Origin of the sequence: Mesorhizobium ciceri WSM4083 (assembly GCF_000519305.1) — a bacterium.
Lineage (GTDB): Bacteria > Pseudomonadota > Alphaproteobacteria > Rhizobiales > Rhizobiaceae > Mesorhizobium > Mesorhizobium ciceri_B.
In genome coordinates this window covers 758,531-780,582 of record NZ_JAFG01000003.1, presented here as the reverse complement: position 1 = coordinate 780,582, position 22,052 = coordinate 758,531, and the positions used below count along the sequence as shown (strand labels likewise).

Genomic DNA, 22,052 nt, shown 5'->3' with positions numbered 1-22,052 from the left:
AGGCGCGGGCTTGGATGTCAGCGGGTGATATCCAAGGTAATCGTCTTCAAATCGCACATTTCCATCAGCGTGTGCCGACCCCCGGTGCGGCCGAGGCCGCTCTGCGTCCCGGCGGCGCCGCCGGCAGGGATATGCGGCTCCCAATAGCAGCTCATCTCGTTGATGTTGACGATGCCGACCTTCAGGCTTTCAGCAAAGGCAAAGGCGTTCTTGATGGTGCTGGTGAAGACCGCGGCCGACAGGCCGTAGGGGCTGGACGCCGCAAGTTCCATCGCCTCCTCGTCGGTCTCGAAGGTCAGCACGGGTGCGATCGGCCCGAAGGATTCCTCGACATTGAGCAGGCTTTCCCGGGTCAGTCCTGTGACGATCGACGGCTCGAAATAGAGATTGGTGGCAAAACCCGCTGCCACATTGCCGCCGGTGACGATCTCGGCGCCACGCGCGCGGGCGTCCGCGATGTGGCTGAGCACCTTGTCGACGGCCACCGCATTGTTGATCGGACCCATCGTCGTCGCGGGATCGAAAGGGTCGCCCATTTTCACCTTCGCGGCCGCTTTCACGAGACCTTCGATGAAACGGTCGTGGACGGATTTATGCACCAGCACGCGTTCGGTGGCCGTGCAGATCTGCCCGGCATTGGCAAAGCAGCCGGCTCCCACCTGGGCGGCGGCCATGTCGATATCGGCGTCGGCCAGGACGATGGTCGGACCGTTGCCGCCCATTTCGAGCAGAAGCGGCTTGCCCGCGCCACGCCGGGCGATCGTCGCGCCGGTGGCGGAACTGCCGGTGAAGCTGATGGCATGGGTGCCTGGATGAACGACCGCCTCGTCGCCCACCTCCGCACCGTCACCCAGAACGAGATTGATAGCGCCGTCCGGCAGGCCCGCCTCGATGAAGCATTCGACAAGTGCCGTGGCAATCAGCGACGTCGTCGGCGCGGGCACCCAGACGACGGTGTTGCCCGTTGCGACGGCCGGTCCGAGATAATAGAGGCAGGGCAGGGCGAGCGGGAAATTCCAGGGCGTGATGATGGCAAAGACGCCCTTCGGTTGCAGAAAACTGAAGGCGCGCTTGTTGGCATCGGCCAGCGGAAACGCCGCCGTCTCCAGCCATTTCATCTGCTCTGCCGCATTGCGGAAACCGAGAGCTGCTGCCGACGCTTCGGCCTTTGCCTCGCTGTGGAAGGGCTTGCCCTGTTCCAGGCAGAGCAGGCGCGCCAGCTCCTCGGCGCGCCTGTCGATCGCGTCGGCAATGCGCATGCATAGTTGAGCGCGCGCGAAGGTTCCCATCTTGCGCATGGCCTCGCGTGCGCCTTCGGCGGCTTTCACCGCGCGACCGACATCGGCGCGGGTGGAAAGGGAGAGATAGCCGAGATGCTCGCCCGTCGAAGGGCTATCGATTTTCAGGAATTTGCCGGAGCTGCCGGCAATCCACTCGCCGCCAATGCGGTTGATGCCGATGCGGCCGGCTGCTTCCGGCTCCGAGACGATCGCCATGCCGCGCAGGTTGGGACCGTCGAGAGAAGATTTGAAATGAACTGTCATCATGCGTTCCTTTGGCCGAATTCGGATTGGATGTTCAAAATGGCGGCGCGGCTGCGCTCCACGGCTGCGATGAAAAGTCTGCTGCCGGCCTCCGCGCTCGCCTGCGACGGCGTACCGATGACGCCGTTGTCGCGGATGGCTTCGAAACGGCGCCAGACGGTGACGGCCGGCGCGGCGTAGAGGTGAGGATCCGGCCAGGATGGCGGAGTGCCGCCTGGCGGGATGAGATCGCGGCGAACGCTGTCGCCAAGCACATGCATCATCAACGATGTTTCAAGCGCGCAAGCGTGACCGGTGCCCGTGGCGATGTCGGGCAGAGCCTGCGCCGCCACGTCGGCGATGAGATCGAAATACGAGAAACCCGCGGTGACGATGCCACGCTGGCCAAGGGTGGTGATCGCCACCTGGATCGCGGCGCGGTTTCCGCCATGCCCGTTAAGCATGACCGGCAAATAGCCGTCTTCGGCAAGGCAGGTGCAGAGATCGACGAGAACGGCGATGAAGGTCTGCGGGCTGAGGCTCATGGTGCCGGAGAAGGAGCGATGATGCTCGGACGAGCCATAGGCGAAAGGTTCGGCGACACGGATGGAGGCCTGTCCTTCCGCCGCGGCGAGCGCAACCGCTTCCGCAAGCCAGCAATCGACGCCGAGCGGCAGATGCGGGCCATGTTGCTCGACAGCGCCGAGCGGTAGAATGACGACGGGTTTATGCACGCCGGCTGTCGCGTGTCTTTCCGCATCCGGCGAGGTCATCGCCGCAAAGCTGGATCCATGCGGGATCGGCAAGGCCGGAGCTGGCTCGTTCATCGTGCTGCCTCGACAAGCCGGGCCTTGGCGTAGGTCATGCCGGAATCGGCCAGGAGAGCGACCATGATGATTGCCCCCTTGTAGAGCTCGAGGCTGGACGGGTCCGTGCCGAACACCCGAAGCGCCGTCGTCAGCAGGCTGACGATCAGGGCGCCGACGACCGCGCCCCACACCGTTCCCCTGCCGCCGAAAATACTGGTGCCGCCGAGCACGGCAGCGGCGATCGCGTCCAGAAGCAGCGAGGTACCGCCGATATTGGGCGTCACGACAGGCACCCGGCTGATCATGATCACAGCCGTCAGGAAGACGAAGATACTGGAGGCGCAATAGACGAGGATCGTGTGTTTCGTCACCGGGATGCCGGCAAGTTCCGCGGCCCCGGCATCCGACCCGAGCGCATAGGTACGCAGCCCGAAACGGCTGTGCCGCATCAAGATTGCTGCTACGGCGACGATCAGCAGTGTTGCGAAGATGACATTGGGAATGCCGAAGCTGCGTTCGATGCCGATTGTGCGAAGCGTCGGATCCTTCAGCATCAGGACGCCTTTGGAGGCAACGGCAAGCGTTGCGCCCTGCAGCGCGACCATTGTGGCCAGTGTCGTCACGAAGGGCGGTATCTTCAACAGTGCGATAACGGCGCCGTTCGCGAGGCCGATCACCACCATCACGGCAAAGCCGACGAGCAGGGCAAGCGGCAGGCCGGCGCCGCCGTCGATCAGGCTGGCGATGAAGACGGCACAGAAGGCGACGCCGACGCCGGCGGACAGGTCGATGCCTGCCGTCAGCAGAACGATCAGGGCGCCAAGCGCCAGTATGGCGATCGGGGTCGCCTGGGCGACGATGTTGATGAGGCTGGCGGTTGAAACGATGCGGGCGTCGATGAGGGCGAAGATCGTCAGCAGGAAGACCAGCAGGATCAACGGCGAGAGGTCGAGAAAGCGCCTGCACCAAATGTTCTGTTGGCGGGTCATGAGGGTTCTCTCATCGGATGTGCCAATCTTCGACCGGTTCGCGCAGGCCTGATTTGACGCTGCGCAGGATTGCATCGTTGACGGCGACGGCGCGAAGGGCGTCGCCGAGCGGCATCACGAAAGGGGTGTCGTCGCGAACCGCCGAAATGAAATGGTGGACCTCCTCGAAGAGATCCCCGGTGATACGGCCATTGACGGTCGGCCAGTGCAGGGCGTCGGGTTGCGACCACTGTCCCCGCGACAGGATGCGCAGACCATGGTCGCGCACATCGAGGTCGATCATGCCTTCGGTACCGATGATTTCCGTGCGTGCCCAGATGCCGGTCGGAACGGTCGGTGGCAGCGTCCAGCCGAAGTAGAGCTGTCCGCTCATTCCGTTCGACAGCTCGACGGTGGAGAAGATCGCGTCTTCGGAGCGAACCCCGAGCGAAGGCATGAGCTTGGCGACCGGGCGGGAGTAGACGGCGATGATGTCCGAACCCGAGATCCATTGCAGCGCATCCACGTCATGCACGCCGAGGTAGAAGCAGACGCTCGAATTTCCGTTCATGCGAAGACCGACTTCGCGATTGGTGAAACGGCCGCTGCTGCCGTGGATCGGCTCGCCGATCCGCCCGGATTTCACCGCTGTCGCGGCTTCGCAATAGCGCGGGTCGAACCGCAGGATGTGGCCGACCAACAGACGCGCGCCGTTTCTCTGCGCCGCTTTCGCAATCGCCTTGGCAGCGGAAAGATCATGAGCCATCGGTTTTTCGAGCAGCACCGGCTTGCCGGCATCGAGCAGCGTGCGGCAGACGTCTTCATGCAGCGTGTCGGGTGCCGCCACTATGTAGGCGTCGGCGGCATTGGCGGCCAGCGCGGTGGCGGCATCGCGGAAATGGCGGGCACCGAAATCGGACGCGGCCTTGCTTCCCGAGGCAGGATTCGGATCAACGAATGCCGACAGTTCCGCGACAGGGCTAGCGGCAACCACCTGCGCATGCAGGAGGCCCATGTAGCCGGCACCGACGATGGCGATCTTCAACTTGCTCAAAGGGTTTCTCCTCACAGGCATGGTGCAAGGTTGGATGCTGGCCGGGGTGCGCAGGCTGGTGGTGTGATCGTGCGATCACCGAAAGCCAGCGTCATCACGTCTTCTTCCGTCGCCCCACGCGCCAGCGTGCCGACAGAGTGGCCTTCGCGCATGACGACGATGCGGTCGGCCACGCCGAGAACCTCGGGCAACTCGCTCGACACCATGAGGATCGCCGCGCCTTCGGCCTTCAATCTAGCGATCAGGTGATGGAGTTCGGACTTAGCGCCGACGTCGACGCCGCGTGTCGGCTCGTCGAGCAGGATGATCTTCGGTTTGGTGGCAAGCCATTTGCCGATGACGACCTTCTGCTGATTGCCGCCCGAAAGCTCGATGGTCATTTTGTCGGGCTGGGCCGGCCGCACGCCGAGTGAGCCGATCAGATCGCGCGCGAGAGCCAGGATGCGGCGAGGTCTCAGCAGGCCGAATTGACTGTTGTCGCGAATCCAGGCGAGGGACAGGTTATCCCTGATCGACATCGTGCCGACGAAGCCTTCCAGATGCCGGTCTTCCGGTATGTAGACGATGCCGGCGCGATTGGCGGCCTTGGTGTCGCCGCCGGTCTGCTGCCCGCCGAAAATTCTGAGCGTGCCGCCATGCATGGGTTCGAGGCCGGCAATCAGCCTGAGCACTTCGGAGCGGCCGCTGCCCATCAGGCCGGCGAGCGCGACGATTTCGCCCCTGCACACGCTGAGCGTGGCCGACTTCAAGAGCTTGCCATCGGAAATGTTGCTGATCTCGACCGCGGTTACGCCGACTTGCGTTTCGAGATAGGGGAAGATGTCGCCGACGTCGCGCCCGACCATCATGGAGACGATCTCGGCCTCGCTGGTCTGGTGGGTCTGGCGCTCACCGATGAAGCGTCCGTCACGCAGAACGACCACGCGGTCGGACTGGCTGAAGATCTCTTCCATCTTGTGCGAGATGTAGAGGATGCCGGCGCCGCGAGCTCTCAGCCTGTCGATCAGGTCGTAGAGCTGGTCGCGCTCGCGGTTGGAGAGCGCGCTGGTCGGCTCGTCCATGATGAAGAACCAGGCATCGGACAGAACGGCACGGGCAATTTCCACCATCTGCCGGTGCCCGACGGAAAGCGTTCGCAGCTCCGCGCCAATGTCGATATCGAGCGACAGCTCGTCCATGATGGCCTTCGCATCGCGCCGCATCCGGGCCCGGTCGAGAAATCCCAGGCGGGTGTGCGGTTCGCGGCCGATGAAGAGATTCTCCGCCACCGTCAGGTCCGGCGAAAGGCTGAAATGCTGATGGATGACGCTGATGCCCTTGGCGTCGCTGGGGGAGTGGAACTGGACGGCGTTGCCGTCAATGACGATCTCACCCTCGTCCGGGCGATGCAGACCGGAAATGCACTTCACCAGTGTCGATTTCCCGGCCCCGTTCTCGCCGGCAAGTCCCACCACCTCGCCAGCCGAGACGGCAAAGCTGACACCGTCGAGTGCCTTGACGCCCGGAAAAGACTTGCCAAGCCCGCGCAAGGCGATGCTGTGTTTGCCGACCGGTGTTGCGGCAGTGTTGCGGGGCGACGGGGTGGACTTGCGGCCACCGGCCTTGAACAGGGCGGCGACACTCTCCGGCTGGCTGGTGAGAACAGCCACCAGAATGAGGCTCGCGGTGACGAAATAGATCAGGATCTGCGGCACCTGCAGGAAGGACAGGCCGGTGTTGATGACGCCCAGCAGCAGCGCCCCGATCGCCGTTCCCCAGATCGAGCCCTGGCCGCCGGACAGTTTCGTGCCGCCGATGATCGCGGCTGTAATGGCTGTAAATTCAAGGCCGGTGCCGGCAAGCGGCTGTGCCGAACCAAGGCGGCCGATGGTGAGAATCGCGCCGAGCCCGGCTGTCGCACCGGCAATCAGGTAGACGGAGATGCGCACCAGGTCGACGGGGACCAGAGAGGCTCGCGCTGCTCCCGCATTGCCGCCGATCGCATAGATCCAGCGCCCATACACCGTGCGATTGAGCACGAACCACCAGAGCCCCAGGCAGATGGCGGCGATGATGACGGAGACCGGCAGCAGGCCGATCGTCTCGCGCCCCGCGAAAAGCAGGATCGGATCGGCGACCGCGATGCTGGATGCGCCGGAGAGACTGAGCGCCAGCCCGCGCGCAAACGCCATGGTGGCGAGCGTTGCGATGAAGGGGGAGATGCCGGCAAAGCCGATCAGCGCTCCATTGAGCAGACCGATTGCGGCACCGCCACCGATCGCGGCGAGAAGGCTCAAGCTCGCCGAGCCGGTTGCCGTGTAGGCAAGGCCCGCGGCGATGCCGGAACAGGCGAGGTTGCTGCCGACGGAAATATCGATGCCGCGCGCGATGATCACGGCCGTCATGGCAAAAGAGATGAGGGCGATGACCGCACTCTGCTGCGCGATGCTGACAAGATTGCCGGTCGACAGAAAGCGCGGATCGATCCAGCCGAAGACGGCGATGGCGAGCAGCAGCACCGCGATGAGAACCGGTTCGTTGCGCCGCAGTAATGGAGAGGTCCAGGACTGGAACATGGGTCGGTCCTCTTATCGAGCATCATGCGCGGTCACCACGGAGCGGCGACGGCGATCGTCAGGAAAAGGGGACGCCGGATGATATGTCATCCGGCGCTTGAGCCGCCTTCAGGCTGTTACTTTGCCAGGGTCATGGCGGTCGCCGGAACCTTGGGACCGAGTTGCTCGGTATAGTTCTTGGCTTCCACCGCCTCCTTGTCGGTGTTGATGTATTCGAAGGTGAGGCCATCGGCCTTGAGCTTCGCGGCCGTCGCATCCGAGGTCACGAAATAGGTCGGCATGTAGAGATCCTGCGGCAGCTTTTCGCCGTTGGCCAGGCGAGCGGCAACGGCGATGTTCCAGTAGCCGACACGATAGGCGCCGGTCAGCACGTCCATCACCATCTTGCCGTCGTCGATCAGCGGCTTCATCTCGGCGTCGCCGTCATAGCCACCGTAGAGCAACTGGGTTCCCATCGAGCTGGCAACGGAATCGGCGGCCAGGCAAAGGCTGTCGGAGATGCAGCCGATGGCCTTCAGATCCGGATAGGTGGTGAGCCAGGTCTGGGCGGCATTGGTTGCCTTGGCTGCGTCCCAGCCGGTCGGCTCGATGCCGACGACCTTGATGTCCGGAAACTCCTTTTTCAGGGTTTCGACAAAGCCCTTTTCGCGCGTGTCGGACACGAAGTTGCCACGCGAACCGACGAGCAGGGCGACTTCGCCCTTGCCGCCAAGCGACTTGCCGAGCGCGCGGGCAACCATCGACATGTTGTCGTAGTCCGGATAGAGCGTCGAATAGTTCGAGCCGGCCTCGACCTTGTTGCCCATGGTGATCACCGGAATGCCGGCGGCGGTGGCTTTCTGGATGACCGGAATGACCGCATTCTTGTCGATCGGATCGATCAGGATCGCGCTGACGCCCTGATTGATGAAATTCTCGATGATGCTGACCTGTTTTTCCAGACTGCCCTCGGCGCTCTGCCAGGTGGATTTCACCCCATAGTCGGCGGCAGCCACGTCGCCCGCTTCCTTCATGCGGACGAAGAAGGAGTTCTGCAGGTCGATTGCCGCAAGCCCCAAAACCTTTTCCGCGGCAAGCGAGGGCGTTGCGATGGCGAGTGCAAGCAGGGCAATGGATGCTTTCAGGGAAACGCGCATGTTTCAGTTCTCCTCTTGTTGCGACAGGACGATTCTTCGCCTCTTTTTCATGTCCCGCACGACGACCGTCCCAGCGACAGGCATTCCGGCGGTATTCCGCGGCACTCGTGCCGTATCCATGTCAGGGCCGCGTCCTGCGTGGACCGGCCTTTCTCAACCTCAGCCGTTCAGGCCTTCGATACCGGCGCCGCAGACAAGCCCGGCGATGCGGGCGCCGCACGGTGGCTTGAAAGCTCCGCTCATCAACGCGGCCAGCGATGCCGCGCCGCTGAGGTCGGCGGCGATGCCGAATTCGAACCAGAGCAATTCAGCGGCCTTCTGCATGTCCGCATCCTCGACAAGGACGATGTCGTCGACGTGCTTGGCGACGATCTCGTAGATGCTTTCGTCCGTGCGGCCGCAGGCCATGGTCGCCACCTTCGTCGTTATCTCGGGCAAGCGAACGACACGGCCGGCAGCCAGGGAGGCGTGAAGGGTCGGTGAACCGGTCGGCTCGACACCAATGATCCTGGCTTCAGGTTTGACGTGCTTCAGGACTTCGGACATGCCGCTGATAAGGCCGCCACCGCCGATCGCGACGATGTAGATGTCTGCATCGGGAATCTGGTCGGCCATCTCCAGCGCCACGGTTCCCTGACCGGACACGATCTGCGCATCGGCGAAGGGATGCATGTAGAAGGCGCCGCTCGCCTTTGCCTCGGCCAATGCCGCCTCATGCGCTTCATCCCAGACATTGCCTGCGAAGCGAACGTCAGCGCCCCATTTGCGCAACTTTTCCGCCTTCAGCGGGCTTGCATTGTTCGGCAGGTAGATGGTGGCGGGAACGCCGGCCTGGGCAGCCACATAGGCGGTGGCCAGGCCATGATTGCCGCCGGATGCGGCGACCAGTCCGTTTTCGATCCGGCTCGGCTCGAGCGTTTTCACCCGGTTCGTGGCGCCCCGGATCTTGAAGGAGCCGCTCACCTGGAGGCATTCGAGTTTCAGATAGACATCATTTTGGAGGTTTGCGCCCGTGGCATGGTCGAGCTTGACGACAGGGGTGCGCCGTATGAAGGGGGCAATGCGCCGGGCAGCCGCCATGATGTCCTCATGGCTCATCGGTCAGTGCCTCCGGATATTCGTTGGCAAGCACGAAGCAGCAATTCCCCGGACGCACGCGGCCGGGCTGACGCTTGGCGAAAACGATGCCGTCGATGGGGTGAAGGAGATCGATGGGCGCGCGTGACGGCGTGTGGAGGAAGTGAATGCGTCCGGCAAGGTCGCCTTTGCTGACGGCACTGCCGAGCGGGCTCAAGGGTTCGAAGACACCGTCCTCCTCGGAAAGGAGATAGCCTTCGCTTCCGGGCACCTTGAGCACGCGTGCGTTGGCGCCAGGGGCAATGTCAGGCGCGCCTTTCAGGACGCCTGCATGTTTCAGCACATTGCGGATGCCCCTGCGGCAGATGGCCAGCGCGTCTTGACTGACAAGGCCGCCGCCGGCCATCTCACTGCCGATGACGATCAGCCCCTGGTGGTTGGCGGACGCGGTCGAAGTCCGGGTTTCACCGAGATTGTCGACCATGACAACGGTCGGTGCCCCGAAGGCGAGTGTCGCCTTGATGTTCTTGCGATGCCCTTGCGCGGTCGGGGAGGGCTCGATGATCGCGCTCGGCAGGATCATCAGGGACGAACCGCCGGAGTGGAGATCCAGGAAGTAGTCGGCCTTCGGAAACAGGATGTCATGCACATAGGCCGCGATCTGGCTTGTCAGCGTGCCGTTGAAATCGCCCGGAAAACTGCGGTTGAAATTCAACCCGTCGACCGGGGAGGTGCGGGTGCCGGCCTCGACAGCCCGAATGTTGATGGCCGGAATCGCAATGATGCGACCGGCAATATCCCGTGGATCGATCTCGCGCAGAAGCTCGCCGAGCGCGATCGGTCCCTCATATTCGTCGCCGTGGTTGCCACCCTCGATCAGGACCGTCGGGCCGTCGCCGTTCTTGATGACGGCGAGCGGAACGCGGACCGTGCCCCAGGCATCATCGTGCGGCGATTGGGGCACATGGAAGAAGCCCATCTGCTTGCCTTCGCGATCGAAATCGACCGACGTGTAAACACTGTTGTTCCGGGGAATGATGGTCGCGCGGACAGTGTTTGCAGGTCTCTGGACGGTCATCGGGTCGGCCTCGAAATTCATTGTCCCCGTCATCATGTCAGTTTTATATATGGTGTCAAGTTTGGATATAAAACCAATGGCAATTCCGATTTCTTGTCTCTATCGTGCGGGACCACCGGGGATTCTTCGAATGGCAGATGACGCAAAAGAGAGTGGCAAACCGACCTATTCGGCCCCGGCGCTGACCAAGGGCCTGGATGTCCTGGAGCTGCTGGCGGAGGCGCGGGCGCCCTTGACGATGAAGGAGATCGCGGAAGGCCTCGGCCGTTCGAAGAATGAGATATTCCGGATGCTGATCGCGCTGCAGGAGCGACAATATATCGAGCGCAACGCCGAGACCGACGCCTATTCGTTGACCGACAAGCTTTTCAAGCTGGGGCTGCACACGCCGAGCGCTCAGGATCTCATGTCCGCCGCCATGCCCGAACTGACGCGGATTGCCGGGGACTCAAATCAGTCGCCGCACCTGGTGGTCTTCAACCATGGCTTGACCGTCGTGACCGCGGCCGTTCCCGGCGGCGAGGACATGGCGTTCACGCTGCGCCTCGGCTACGGCCGCCTGGCTACCGACGCGACCTCCGGCCATGTGATACTTGCCTTCCAGCCGCCAAAGGTCGCGGCGCGGATGATCGATGAATGTGCGGCGCATTCGCCGGCGCCGCTGGATCGAGACGCGCTGGAAAAGCAGCTTCGTATCATCCGCGCGGACGGCTACTGGATGCGCGAGAGCCGCGACTTCGTCGGCATCACCGATATCTGCTGTCCGGTCATCGGGCCGGACGGCAGCGCCGTCGCCTCCATTATCGTCGCCTATATCAATCGCCATACGCGTGAAAGCCGCCATGCCTTTACTCTGGAGGTCCTGCGTGCTGCCTGCGATCGCATCTCCATGAAGCTGTCACCGCGGGTTCGCTAAGGGATCGTGGTGCGCTGAGGCCGCGGACGAAGCATCGTCCCACGGGCCGTTTGCACCGGCTTGATAATACCAGTATAGGTCCAGTCAGGAATGTTTTGATCCTGGGTGCTTCTCGCGCGGGAGGAAAGCCAATGACAACCGTGAACCTGATCGGGCTTGTCAGTCGGGAAATGGAAGCGACGGCGTCCGATGTGCCGCTTTACAGACGGTTGAAATCGGCGATCGAGGCAGCGATCCGCTCCAATGCATTGAAAGCCGGCGCGGTTCTGCCGGGCGAGCGGGTTTTGGCGGAAGCCCTGTCGATCTCGCGTGTCACCGTGAGAAAAGCTCTGGCGTTGCTCGAAGAGGAAGGGCAGCTCAATCGCCGGCATGGTTCCAAAACCGAGATCGGGTCGCGGGTCGAAAAATCGCTTTCGACGCTGACGAGCTTTTCGGAGGATATTCTGGCGCGCGGCCTGAAGCCTGGATGTCTATGGCTTTCCAGGCAGATAAGCCGTCCATCCCCAGCCGAAATGATGGCCCTGGGTATTGCGGGCAATGCCAATGTGGTTCGCATGCGTCGTGTGCGGACAGCCGATGGTGCGCCAATCGCCGTCGAGGTTTCGGCCGTGCCGGTTCGCTTCCTTCCTTCGCCCGAGATGGTTCAGAATTCCCTTTATGAAGCGCTCGATGCACGCGGCTTCCTGCCTCAGAGGGCAATCCAGCGCATGCGCTCGCGCGGCGCATCGCTGGAGGATGCAAAGCACCTTCATTGCGAGATGGGCGCACCACTGCTGATGACCGAGCGCCGCTGCTTTCTCGCCGACGGACAGATCGTGGAATACTGCGAGACACGATACAAGGGCGACGTCTACGATTTCGTCTTCGAGCTGCAAAGGTAATACCAGTTATGAACTGGTTGTAATCTGGTATTTTCCATTTATCGTGATGGCGACAGGGGAGTGCCGACGTGCAGCGACAAGACATCGCCAACAGTCTCATCGTGTCCTGCCAGCCGGTTCCCGGCGGCCCGATGGACAGTGCACAATTCGTGACAGGCTTTGCCAGGGCCGCTGTTGAAGCCGGAGCCAAGGCCCTGCGCATCGAATCCGTGCCCTATGTCGCGGCCGCCCGCCTGGCCGTCCGCGTGCCGGTCATCGGTATCGTCAAGCGCGATCTCACCGACAGCCCCGTGCGCATCACACCCTATCTGGCCGATGTCGAGGCCCTGGCCGAGGCGGGCGCCGATATCATCGCTTTCGATGCGACGGACCGTGTCCGTCCCGTTCCTGTCGAAGCGCTTGTGAAAGCCGTCAAGGCCAGGAACAAGCTGACCATGGCCGATTGCTCTTGCCTTGACGATGCGCGCCGGGCCCTTGCCGCGGGTGTCGATTTCGTCGGCACGACGCTTTCCGGCTATGTCGGCGGGCCGGAGCCGGAGGATCCGGACATCGCCCTCGTCGCTCAAATGCGAACCCTGAGCCCCTACGTCATCGCCGAAGGGCGTATCCGGTCGCCTGAGCAGGCGGCTGCCGCCGCGCGCGCCGGCGCCTGTGCCGTGGTTGTCGGCTCGGCGATCACCCGTACCGAGCACGTCACCTCATGGTTCCACCAGGCGCTTTCCGACGCCTATGCGGCGAGGGGCGCGCAAACCGTGCTTGGCCCAAGTGTCCTGGGCCCAACCGTTCTGGGCCCATCCGTCTTGGGCATCGACATCGGGGGAACCAAGACCATGGCCGCGCTGGTCAGCGGCGGCAAGGTGATCGAGGACATGATCGTGCCGACCGCGCGAGAGGCTGGACCCGACGCCTGGCTGGCATCCCTTGCGCAAAGTACGTCGGCCTGGTCGAGCCGCTTCAGCCGTATCGGCATTGCGGTGACCGGATTGGTAGAGGATGGACGCTGGTCGGCGTTGAATCCGGCGACGCTTGGCATTCCCGATGACTACCCGCTGGTCGAAAGGGCATCCGCGGTTTTCGGCAAGCCGGTCTGTGCGTTCAACGATGCCCAGGCAGCTGCCTGGGGCGAATACAAATTCGGCGCCGGGCAAGGTCGCGACATCGTCTTTCTGACCATCTCGACCGGAATTGGCGGCGGCATCGTCTGCAACGGCCGATTGCTGTCCGGTCTAGCCGGTCACTTCGGTCTGATCCGTGGCCTGTCTGAAGACCGGGCTCCGTTCGAAGACAGCACCTCCGGCCGCTGGATCGCTTCGCAAGCCCTCAAGGCCGGCTTCAAGGCCGACGCCGTCGATGTGTTCGGGCGTGCGCTGAAGGGCGAGGCCTGGGCCGGCGCCATCGTCTCGCAGAGCGCCTCGCGGGTCGCGACGCTGTGCCGGGACATTCAGATGATGTTCGATCCGAAATCGATCGTCGTCGGCGGCAGTATCGGTCTTGCCGAAGGTTATCTCGACCGGGTGCGCGCGCATCTGAGCGACGTTCCACCGCGCCTTTCCTCCGATCTCATAGCGGCGAAGCTCGCAGGCCACGCCGGCGTCATCGGTGTTGCCGATCTTGCCGAATGGGCAAGGTAACGGCGCGCCCGGTCATGCCATGCAAAAATCATCAAAAAAGAAGGGAACGATCATGAAATTGAGCAAGACGTCTTTTGCGCTTATGGCCACCCTCCTTGCGGGGACGGCTTTGCCGACCTTTGCCAACGCAACCGTGACCGTGCTCGGCTGGCCTGGCGGCTCCGAGGAAACCGCACTGCGGGCAACCGTGGAAACCTACAACAAGCAGGCAAGTGATGCCGACAAGGTGGAGTTGCTGTTCTTCAACCGCGAAGGCTTTTACGACAAGCTGCAGGCCGACATGGCGGCCGGATCCAGTGCCTTCGACGTGAACCTCGTCGCCACCTACTCACTCGGTCGCTATGCGCCCTATATGGAGCCGGTCGATCTTGGCGCGGACGCGGCCAAGGTTTTCGGCGAATCCGTTCTCAAGACGATGCAGTTCGACGGCAAGCAATACGGCGTGCCGACAGACCTTTCGTTGCACTTCATGTACTACCGCAAGGATCTCGTCGACGCCTTGATCGGGGATGACGCCGCCAGGAAGACCTATGGTGAAATCGCCCGGAAATATCTCGGCAAGCCGCTGCAGCCGAAAGACCCGGACAGCTGGACCTGGGACGACTGGGCGGCCACCGCCCTCTATTTCACCAAGCAGGTGAACCCCGACAGCCCGGTGCGTTATGGCACGGTCCTGCAGATGAAGAACCTGCTGTTCAACATGATGGTCTTCCAGTCCCTGCCGCGCTCCTACGGCGGCGACTGGATGGACAAGAACGGCAATGTCACGGTGGATTCCGATGCCTACAAGACCGGCCTCGAACTCTACAAGAAACTCTATGATGCCGGGTCTTCGCCCAAGGATTCGCTGAGCTACGAATATGCGGAAACCAACGCGGCCTTCGCATCCGGCCAGGCCGCGACGGCGCTGCAGTGGAATGCCGCGGCGGCGGATCTGACCAGCACCGAAAAATCCCCGGCCGTCGCCGAGGTGACCGGGATCGTCGCACCACCGGCAGGTCCCGACGGACGCGCCGATCATATCCACGGCCTTGGTTTGGGCCTTAACAAGAACGCCAAGAACAAGGAAGGCGCCGTCAAGTTCCTGAAGTGGCTCGCCACCGAGGATGCGGCCTTGCTCTATGCGCGCAGCGGCGGTTCGCCGGCATTGTCTCCCGATGTCGTGGCCAAGGTTGCGAAGGAACGTCCCGACCTCGTCAAGCTCGGCGAATTCGCCAGCAAGTACGGCTATGTCATGACCGGAGCGACGTCCGCGAGTGCGCTCCCGGTCTATGAGCTGCAGGCAAAGGAGTTCACCGGCTACTGGTCCGGCCAGCAGAGCCTCGAGGATGCGCTCGCCCACACCAAGGCGGGCATGCAGGACCTTCTCAAGAAATGAACCATTTGCCGGACGCCGGGTCGAGGCTCGGTGTCCGGCGCGTTTGGCGGATCGACATGGCCCTTGTGACACGTGCCGAAGGCAGGATGTATCTGACGCCGCTGGTCGGCTTCCTGCTGCTGTTCCTCGGCTTTCCGGCGATCGTCAATCTGATCTATTCCGTTTCGACCGTCACATTCGAGACGCTGCGCAGTCCGGTTTTGAGCGGTTTCAGCAACTATGTCGCGGTGTTGAACGACCGCGAATTCTGGAGCTCGGCCTGGTTCTCTCTGCGCTTCGGTGTTCTTACCGCATCAGCGGAATGTCTGATCGGTCTTTTCCTTGCCATCTTCCTGGCGCCGCTTCTGGGCAAGCGACCAGTCCTGATGGCGCCGTTGATGCTGCCGCTGATGGTCGCGCCGGCCATGGTCGGTCTCATGTACCGGCTGGTGCTGCATGAATTCGCGGGCCCCGTCCCCTACTATCTCTTCGAATGGTTCGGCGACAGCCCGGCTTTCCTCGACATCAACAATGCCTTCCGCACCCTTGTCGTCGTGGAGACGCTGCAATGGACGCCTTTCGCCTTCCTGCTCTTCTACATGGCCTATTCGGCCATACCCCTCGACGTGCGCGAAGCCTCCTCGCTCGATGGCGCATCACCGTTTGAGATCGTTCGGTGGATCGACCTGCCGTTGATGAAGCCGACGCTGGTCATCGCGTTTTTCATCCGTTTCATCGACGGTTTCCGGGTGTTCGACAATGTCTACGCGCTGACCGGCAGTGGCGCTGGCGGCTCGACAACCTCATTGTCGATCTACATCTACCAGGCCTTCTTCAAGGAAGGGGCTATCGGCAAGGCGGTCGCCGCCTCTGTTGTCCTGTTTGTGGCGTCGTTCATCGTTCTCCACGGCCTTAACCGGCTTGCCGGCCGCAGGAAGCTTTGACGATGGTCAGGGCACTGCGCTGGATCGTTTTTGCCATCGCCGTGCTGGCGATGAACTTCCCCATTGTCGTGACGCTGATCACATCACTCAAAAGCCAGCGCGAGCTTTCGACCAACCCCGGTTTGTGGATCAGCCAGCCGACGCTCGACAACTACCTGGAGGTCCTGACGCACACCAGCCGCTTCAACATCTATGCCTATCTGCTGAACAGCACCGTGGCGGCGCTGATTGGAACCGGCCTTGCGATCGTGCTCGCGTTCCCGGCTGCCTATGCGATCGCGCGCAGCGAGGCGGGAAAGCGCTTGGTCCTGCCGATCGTCATCAATCTTCGCGCCGTGCCGCTGATCATCTTCGCGATCCCGCTTTACATGATGTACCAGTGGCTGGGCCTGCTCGATACGCGGATCGGGCTCGGGCTAATCCTGACCATCGTCAACGCGCCGCTTGCGCTCGTCATCCTGGTGAACGCGATTTCAGATGTACCGGTCGAACTCGACGAGGCGGCGAAAGTCGATGGCGCAAGTTCCTTGCAGGTGATGATGATGATCGTCCGACCCGTCATCCGACCGGCGCTGGTCACAACCTTCATCTTCGGCTTCATCACCGCCTGGAACGAATTCCTCTTCGGCCTCATGCTGACAACCAGCCGTGCCGTGCCGATGACGGTCGGCGCGTCGTTCTTCTTCGCCGCGAGCGGCGGTGGCGTAAAATGGGGAACCGCTTCCGCCGTCATGATGCTGGGCGCCTTGCCGCCGGCCTTGCTGGGGCTTGTGATGTATCGGCAGATATCAGGATCCATGACCGCTGGAGCGGTCAAAGGCTAAAGCAAGAAGAAGTTCGTCTTTCTCACAAGTTGGACAACCCTATCCGACAGCGCGTCGGGCCAGGTGACTCGATCCCGAAAAGACTGATCAGCCGTCCGGACGGATCTGCCGGAAATTCGCCGGCGCCGATATCCAGATCGATGTTCCGGGGGACGAGCGGGATCGCGCAGGAACGCGGTGCGCTGCTCGCGCCAGCCGAGCAGGGCACAGCCGGCGCTGACATGGTCATCGCATTCGTCAGTGTCGAGAGCGGTTATGACGGCGAAAGCTCCGACCGACCGACGCTCGATCTGGCGCCCGGCCAACCGACGGAAGGCCGCCATACGCTTTCCCGGAGTTGCTCAGCAGATATCGGGTCCATGATCGCTAGCGCGGCCTAAGGCTGGAGTCTGGGAATAGATCGAGGTGCTCCCAAGCTGAGCGAGGAAGAAATGGCGCAGCTTGCTGATGGCGAGATCGCGATGGCGCAGACGCAGCGCGGTCTGGTTAGGTCCAGCCTAAGCCGAACTACTGAAAATCATAATTTGTGCAGCGCACCCAACGTGCTTTGCTCCGCCATCGGCTGAAAGAAAACAAGAAAAAACGTCAGGCGACAGGCTTCGGCGATGCATCCGGAGCGGGTTTCGTTCGGGCCGGGATAACGCCCGACTTCAGAAAAACAGGGGAACGTGATGACGACAATAATCTCGAAGTTTCGCCGGGCCGCGCTTATGGCCGGCATTGCGCTCAGCGCCATATCGGTGAACCTCCACGCCGAAGCTGGCAGCTTGAAACTGGGCATGACCACCTGGGTGGGATACGGGCCGCTCTTCCTTGCCCGTGACATGGGCTACTTCAAGGAAGGTGGGCTCGATGTCTCGCTCGAAATCATCGAGGAAGCATCGCTGTATATGGCGGCTGTTGCCGCCGGCGAGCTCGACGGCAGCGCCTCGACCATCGACGAGATCATGAAGTATCGTTCGAAGGATGTCTGCTTCAAGTCGGTCTATGCGCTCGATGACAGCCATGGCGGCGATGGCGTGCTCGCGCCCAGCGGGGTCAAGAGCGTCGCCGACCTCAAGGGCATGGACGTTGCGCTGAACGAGGGGTCAGTGTCGCAGTTCTGGTTCAATATCCTGCTCAAGCAGGCGGGTCTCACCCAGGCCGATGTGAAGATCACCAACATGACGGCGGACGATGCCGCCGCCGCCTTCATGGCCGACCGCATTCCCGTTGCCGTCACCTGGGAACCGCATCTGACGCTGGCCAAGAAGGAAAACAAGGGACAGGTGCTGATCGACTCCTCCAAGACGCCCGGCTTGATCGTCGATGTGGTGGCGCTCAACTGCGACTACATCACGAAGAATCCGGGAGATGTCGAGGCGCTGGTGAAGGGCCTCTACAAGGCCAACGAGTTCATCAAGGAGAATCCTGAGAAGGCGTATGAGGTCATGGCCAAAGGCGTCGGCGGCTGGCTGAAGGATCCGAAGGACTTCGCCTCCTCGGCCGCTGGTGTGAACTTCTACGGCAAGCAGCGCAATGCCGAATTCTTCGGCGGTGGCGAGAGTGGCGAAGCCGGCAAGCTGATCAAGCTAGGCGGCGATATCTGGGGCGGCTTCGGCAAGCTCAAGATGGACGTCAAGTACGACGACCTCGTCGATACGTCCTTCCTTGGGAAGTAGCTTGGCCTTGGGAAGTAGCTTGGCCTTGTAAAGTAGCTTGGCCTGCGAAGTAATTTGACCTTGCAAAGTGATTTGGCTGAACCGGAGGCGGACCTCGCCTCCGGTCCAAGCGGCCCAAAAGGGTATCCCGTGACACTAGCACCGAACACGAGCTCTCTGGTCAGCAATGGCGTGACCGCGAGAGTGGAAGAAGGTCAGGCCGGTCGATCGGTCCTGAAAGTCATCGCCACACCGTTTCGGGCTGTGCCGCGCTCTCTCTCCATCACGCTCGGCTTCATGGTCTGGATCGCCGTCATCGGCGGCTGGTTCGCGCTGACCTATTCCGGAGCGGTCAAGGAAATGTTCCTGCCTCGCCCCGAATCCGTGTTGTCCACCACCATCAGCATGGCGCTTGACGGGTCGTTGTGGGAGCATGTTTTCGCCAGCGTCCAGGTGGTGTTGATCGGCTTCGTCCTTTCGAGCATCGTTGCGGTGCCGCTTGGATTGACGATGGGCACCTATCGCATCGTCCAGGCCGTTCTCGAGCCGTTGGTCAATTTCATACGCTATCTGCCGGTGACGTCCTTCGTGCCGCTTTTCATCCTGTGGATCGGCATCGGCATCGAGCAGCGCGTTGCCGTCATCGTCTTCGGCGTCTTCTTCCAGCAGCTCGTCATGATCGCCGACAGCGCCCGCAGCGTCCAGCGCGACCTCGTCAACGCAGCCTATACGCTCGGCACGAAACGAGGCGACACGGTCTTCCACATCGTCTTTCCGGCCACGCTTCCGAGCGTGCTGGATGTGCTGCGCGTCACCATGGGCTGGGCCTGGACCTATCTCGTTGTGGCCGAACTCGTCGCCGCCCGCAGCGGACTTGGCTACATCTCGCTCAAAGCCATGCGCGGCTTTCAGGTCGACGTGATCTTCATGGCCATCGCCATGATCGGCATCCTTGGTCTTTGTACCGACCAATTGTTCCGGGGCATCCGCCGCCTCGTCGCTCCCTGGGCCAATTGAGGAACGCGCACACATGGACGCCCTGAATCTTACGACGAAACCAAAGAGTTCCGACATAGGCATCGACAATGTGGTCCTGCGCTACGGCAAGGGTGACAATGCGGTGCTCGCGCTGGACGGCATTTCCTTTCACGTCGTGCCCAACGAGTTCTGTGTGATCGTCGGCCCATCCGGCTGCGGCAAGTCGAGCCTGCTTTATCTCGTCGCCGGTCTCGAGGAGCGCACCGGCGGCATGATCGTTGTCGGCGGCAAGCCAGTTACCGAGCCGGGCCCGGATCGCGGCATGGTGTTTCAGGCTTATACGCTGTTTCCCTGGCTTACAGTGGCGCAGAACGTCGAATATGGCCCGAAGCGGAAGGGCATTGCGCCGGCCGAGCGCAGGGCCATTGTCGAGCATTTTCTCCACGAGGTCGGTCTGGCAAAGTTCGCCAACCATTACCCGTCTCAGCTGTCGGGCGGCATGAAGCAGCGCGTTGCGATAGCCCGCGCGCTCGCCAATGATCCGGACGTGCTGCTGATGGATGAACCTTTTGGAGCGCTCGACAGCCAAACCCGTCACAGCATGCAGAAGCTTCTGCTGAGGATCTGGGATCATTCCAAGAAGACGGTCCTGTTCGTTACCCATGACATCGACGAGGCGATCCTGCTGGCGGACAGGGTGCTCGTCATGTCCGGCCGGCCCGGTCAGATCAAGAAGGAAATCCGCGTCGGCCTCCCGCGTCCGCGCAGCATGGATCTGGTCATGGAGCCGAACTTCATCGCCATGAAGCGTGAAATCCTCGAGCTCTTGAAGAACGACGAAGACGACGAGCACTGATGCATGTCGCCCAAAGTGACCTCGGTTTCGGGAAGATGTCGGCGGTCTTCGGGGTGGATCACGAAACAGGAATGGCATGAGCATCGAGACCGCGGAATTCGACTATATCATCATTGGAGCGGGCTCGGCTGGTTGTGTCCTGGCCAACCGGCTGAGCGCCAATCCTGCCAACCGTGTCTGCCTGATCGAGGCGGGCGGTAGCGACGACCGCACCAGGGTGCGCGTGCCGGCCGGCATTCTCTCGCTCTACGGCAATCCGAACTTCGACTACGGCTACAAGGGCGTGCCGCAGCCGCTGCTCAACAACCGCCGCATACCGGTCAATCGGGGCAAGCTTCTTGGCGGGTCGAGTTCGATCAACTCGATGGTCTATATTCGTGGCGCCGCGCAGGACTACGATGAATGGGCAGCGCTTGGCTGCGCCGGATGGTCCTATGCCGATGTCCTGCCGGTGTTCAAGAAATTGGAGCGGAACTGCCTGTTGCAGAACCCCGCCTACCATGGATTCGACGGCGAATTGCTGGTCGACAATCCGCGCGATCCCAATGTCGTATCCAGGTTGTGGGTAGAGGCGGGCAGAGGCGTAGGCCTGCCCGAGAACCGCGACTTCAATGCCGGTGGCCAACTGGGCCTCGGCATCTATAACGTCACCCAGAACAGAGGCGAGCGCTTCTCGGCCTACAGTGCCTTTGTCAGGCCGGTTCTCGGCCGCTCGAATCTGCGGATATTGTCGGGCGTCGAGGTTCTTGATCTGACGATTGAACGCGGGCGCGTCACCGGCGTCAACGTGATCAACGACGGCGCAACCCAACGGTTAGGCTGTCGAGCCGAGGTGGTCCTCAGCGCGGGTGCGATCGGATCGCCACGCATTCTGCTTGCTTCCGGCGTCGGCCCGGCCGGGGAGCTGAAAGCAGCGGGGATTGAACCGGTCGCGAACCTGCCGGGCGTCGGCAAGAACTTGCGCGACCATGTCGATGGCATGATCACGGTGCGATCGAACAGCCGCAAGACGCTCGGCCTTTCGCTCGCCAATCTTCCGGCGATGCTGGCGGCGCCGTTCCAGTATTTCACCCGGCGCAAAGGCATGCTGACGACCAACTATGTCGAAGCCGGCGGCTTTGCCAGGACGAAGTATGCCGGGAGCATACCCGACATTCAGTTCCACTTCGTGCCGGGCTATCGCAGCCATCGCGGTCGGCTCGTCGAATATGGCCACGGCTATGCCGTGCACACCTGTGTGTTGAGACCAGGCAGCGTCGGCGAAATCACGCTTCAGCGCGACGGCACTCGCCGCAACATGCTCATAGACCATCGCTTCTTCAGCGACGAACGGGATGCCCTGACCCTCGTCGAAGGCATAAAGGTCGCGCGTTCGATCCTTGCTTCGCCGGTTTTCGGCGGCATCCGCGGACCGGAAATCCTGCCTGGGCCCGACGTGAACACCGATGGCGAGATTCTCGCCTATCTGCGTGCCGAGGCTCTTACCGTCTATCATCCGGTTGGCACGGCCAGGATGGGCAACGACGCCATGGCGGTGGTTGATCCCGCCGGCCTCAAGGTGCGCGGTTTCGACAATCTGCGCGTCGCTGATGCCTCCGTTATGCCGACATTGATCGGTGGCAACACCAATGCGCCCTCCATGATGATTGGCGAAAAGGCGGCCATGGCAATACTGGCGTAACCGTCTGCGCGCAGCCAATTCGGCATTTAGGGACAAGCTAACCACTGCCACATGAAATCGTAATTTTCGCTGTCCGGTCCCTCCAGTAAACCAATGATCAGACCTCCGCCGCATCCGCAGAAACTCTCGGGAGAGCCAGAAAGG

19 protein-coding genes are annotated in these 22,052 nt (G+C 62.1%); 10 read left to right on the top strand and 9 right to left on the bottom strand.

The genetic code is table 11. The annotated features are described in order from the left end of the window. Positions 1 to 17: 17 nt before the first annotated feature. The 8 genes from MESCI2_RS0103930 to MESCI2_RS0103895 form a co-directional block, all read right to left on the bottom strand. Positions 18 to 1,544 carry an aldehyde dehydrogenase family protein gene (locus MESCI2_RS0103930; RefSeq protein WP_027035416.1) on the bottom strand — a complete coding sequence of 509 codons (1,527 nt, stop codon included), beginning with the start codon at positions 1,542 to 1,544 and terminating at the stop codon, positions 18 to 20. Beyond that, positions 1,544 to 2,350 carry a creatininase family protein gene (locus MESCI2_RS0103925; RefSeq protein ID WP_027035415.1) on the bottom strand — a complete coding sequence of 269 codons (807 nt, stop codon included), beginning with the start codon at positions 2,348 to 2,350 and terminating at the stop codon, positions 1,544 to 1,546. The genes MESCI2_RS0103930 and MESCI2_RS0103925 overlap by 1 nt, the downstream gene beginning before the upstream one ends. After that, complete coding sequence (locus MESCI2_RS0103920; RefSeq protein ID WP_050596449.1) at positions 2,347 to 3,321, bottom strand: ABC transporter permease; 975 nt, start codon at positions 3,319 to 3,321, stop codon at positions 2,347 to 2,349. Before MESCI2_RS0103920 ends, MESCI2_RS0103925 begins: the two co-directional genes overlap by 4 nt. 10 nt (positions 3,322 to 3,331) lie before the next feature. Beyond that, positions 3,332 to 4,354, bottom strand: a complete 1,023-nt coding sequence (locus MESCI2_RS0103915; protein ID WP_027035413.1) for a Gfo/Idh/MocA family protein — start codon at positions 4,352 to 4,354, stop codon at positions 3,332 to 3,334. Positions 4,355 to 4,365: 11 nt separating this feature from the next. Beyond that, positions 4,366 to 6,909: an ATP-binding cassette domain-containing protein gene (locus MESCI2_RS0103910; RefSeq protein WP_027035412.1), complete on the bottom strand. Its 2,544-nt coding sequence runs from the start codon at positions 6,907 to 6,909 to the stop codon at positions 4,366 to 4,368. Positions 6,910 to 7,025: 116 nt separating this feature from the next. Then, positions 7,026 to 8,045, bottom strand: coding sequence for a sugar ABC transporter substrate-binding protein (locus MESCI2_RS0103905; protein WP_027035411.1), 1,020 nt, complete (start codon positions 8,043 to 8,045; stop codon positions 7,026 to 7,028). A 159-nt stretch (positions 8,046 to 8,204) separates the two neighbouring features. Beyond that, positions 8,205 to 9,143, bottom strand: a complete 939-nt coding sequence (locus tag MESCI2_RS0103900) for a threonine ammonia-lyase (protein ID WP_027035410.1) — start codon at positions 9,141 to 9,143, stop codon at positions 8,205 to 8,207. Then, positions 9,133 to 10,236 carry a succinylglutamate desuccinylase/aspartoacylase family protein gene (locus tag MESCI2_RS0103895; protein WP_245270205.1) on the bottom strand — a complete coding sequence of 368 codons (1,104 nt, stop codon included), beginning with the start codon at positions 10,234 to 10,236 and terminating at the stop codon, positions 9,133 to 9,135. The genes MESCI2_RS0103900 and MESCI2_RS0103895 overlap by 11 nt, the downstream gene beginning before the upstream one ends. 40 nt (positions 10,237 to 10,276) lie before the next feature. On the opposite strand from MESCI2_RS0103895, the gene MESCI2_RS01000000134200 reads away from it, so the two are divergent. The 6 genes from MESCI2_RS01000000134200 (at position 10,277) to MESCI2_RS0103865 (ending at position 16,753) form a co-directional block, all read left to right on the top strand. Further along, positions 10,277 to 11,116, top strand: a complete 840-nt coding sequence (locus MESCI2_RS01000000134200) for an IclR family transcriptional regulator (protein WP_197031502.1) — start codon at positions 10,277 to 10,279, stop codon at positions 11,114 to 11,116. A 131-nt stretch (positions 11,117 to 11,247) separates the two neighbouring features. Beyond that, the gene (locus tag MESCI2_RS0103885; protein WP_027035408.1) at positions 11,248 to 11,997 is read left to right on the top strand and encodes a GntR family transcriptional regulator; all 750 of its coding nucleotides are present in this window, start codon (positions 11,248 to 11,250) and stop codon (positions 11,995 to 11,997) included. 131 nt (positions 11,998 to 12,128) lie between these two features. Then, positions 12,129 to 13,628: a putative N-acetylmannosamine-6-phosphate 2-epimerase gene (locus MESCI2_RS0103880; RefSeq protein ID WP_050596482.1), complete on the top strand. Its 1,500-nt coding sequence runs from the start codon at positions 12,129 to 12,131 to the stop codon at positions 13,626 to 13,628. Positions 13,629 to 13,680: 52 nt separating this feature from the next. Further along, positions 13,681 to 15,006 (top strand): ABC transporter substrate-binding protein, encoded by a 1,326-nt coding sequence (locus tag MESCI2_RS0103875; protein ID WP_027035406.1) that lies wholly within the window; start codon positions 13,681 to 13,683, stop codon positions 15,004 to 15,006. A 56-nt stretch (positions 15,007 to 15,062) separates the two neighbouring features. Further along, on the top strand, positions 15,063 to 15,929 hold the full coding sequence (locus MESCI2_RS0103870) for a carbohydrate ABC transporter permease (RefSeq protein ID WP_027035405.1): 867 nt from the start codon (positions 15,063 to 15,065) through the stop codon (positions 15,927 to 15,929). A gap of 2 nt (positions 15,930 to 15,931) precedes the next feature. Next, the gene (locus tag MESCI2_RS0103865) at positions 15,932 to 16,753 is read left to right on the top strand and encodes a carbohydrate ABC transporter permease (RefSeq protein ID WP_027035404.1); all 822 of its coding nucleotides are present in this window, start codon (positions 15,932 to 15,934) and stop codon (positions 16,751 to 16,753) included. 517 nt (positions 16,754 to 17,270) lie between these two features. Here the strand turns inward: MESCI2_RS0103865 and MESCI2_RS1000000138405 are convergent. Next, positions 17,271 to 17,489 (bottom strand): hypothetical protein, encoded by a 219-nt coding sequence (locus MESCI2_RS1000000138405; RefSeq protein WP_197031524.1) that lies wholly within the window; start codon positions 17,487 to 17,489, stop codon positions 17,271 to 17,273. Here MESCI2_RS1000000138405 and MESCI2_RS0103855 point away from each other — a divergent pair. The 4 genes from MESCI2_RS0103855 (at position 17,425) to MESCI2_RS0103840 (ending at position 21,908) form a co-directional block, all read left to right on the top strand. Next, on the top strand, positions 17,425 to 18,414 hold the full coding sequence (locus MESCI2_RS0103855) for an ABC transporter substrate-binding protein (RefSeq protein WP_027035402.1): 990 nt from the start codon (positions 17,425 to 17,427) through the stop codon (positions 18,412 to 18,414). The genes MESCI2_RS1000000138405 and MESCI2_RS0103855 overlap by 65 nt on opposite strands. 129 nt (positions 18,415 to 18,543) lie before the next feature. Next, positions 18,544 to 19,410 carry an ABC transporter permease gene (locus tag MESCI2_RS0103850; protein ID WP_024503974.1) on the top strand — a complete coding sequence of 289 codons (867 nt, stop codon included), beginning with the start codon at positions 18,544 to 18,546 and terminating at the stop codon, positions 19,408 to 19,410. Between the two features lie 13 nt (positions 19,411 to 19,423). Next, positions 19,424 to 20,227 carry an ABC transporter ATP-binding protein gene (locus MESCI2_RS0103845; RefSeq protein WP_027035400.1) on the top strand — a complete coding sequence of 268 codons (804 nt, stop codon included), beginning with the start codon at positions 19,424 to 19,426 and terminating at the stop codon, positions 20,225 to 20,227. A 76-nt stretch (positions 20,228 to 20,303) separates the two neighbouring features. After that, positions 20,304 to 21,908, top strand: coding sequence for a GMC family oxidoreductase (locus tag MESCI2_RS0103840; protein ID WP_027035399.1), 1,605 nt, complete (start codon positions 20,304 to 20,306; stop codon positions 21,906 to 21,908). Positions 21,909 to 22,052 lie beyond the last annotated feature (144 nt).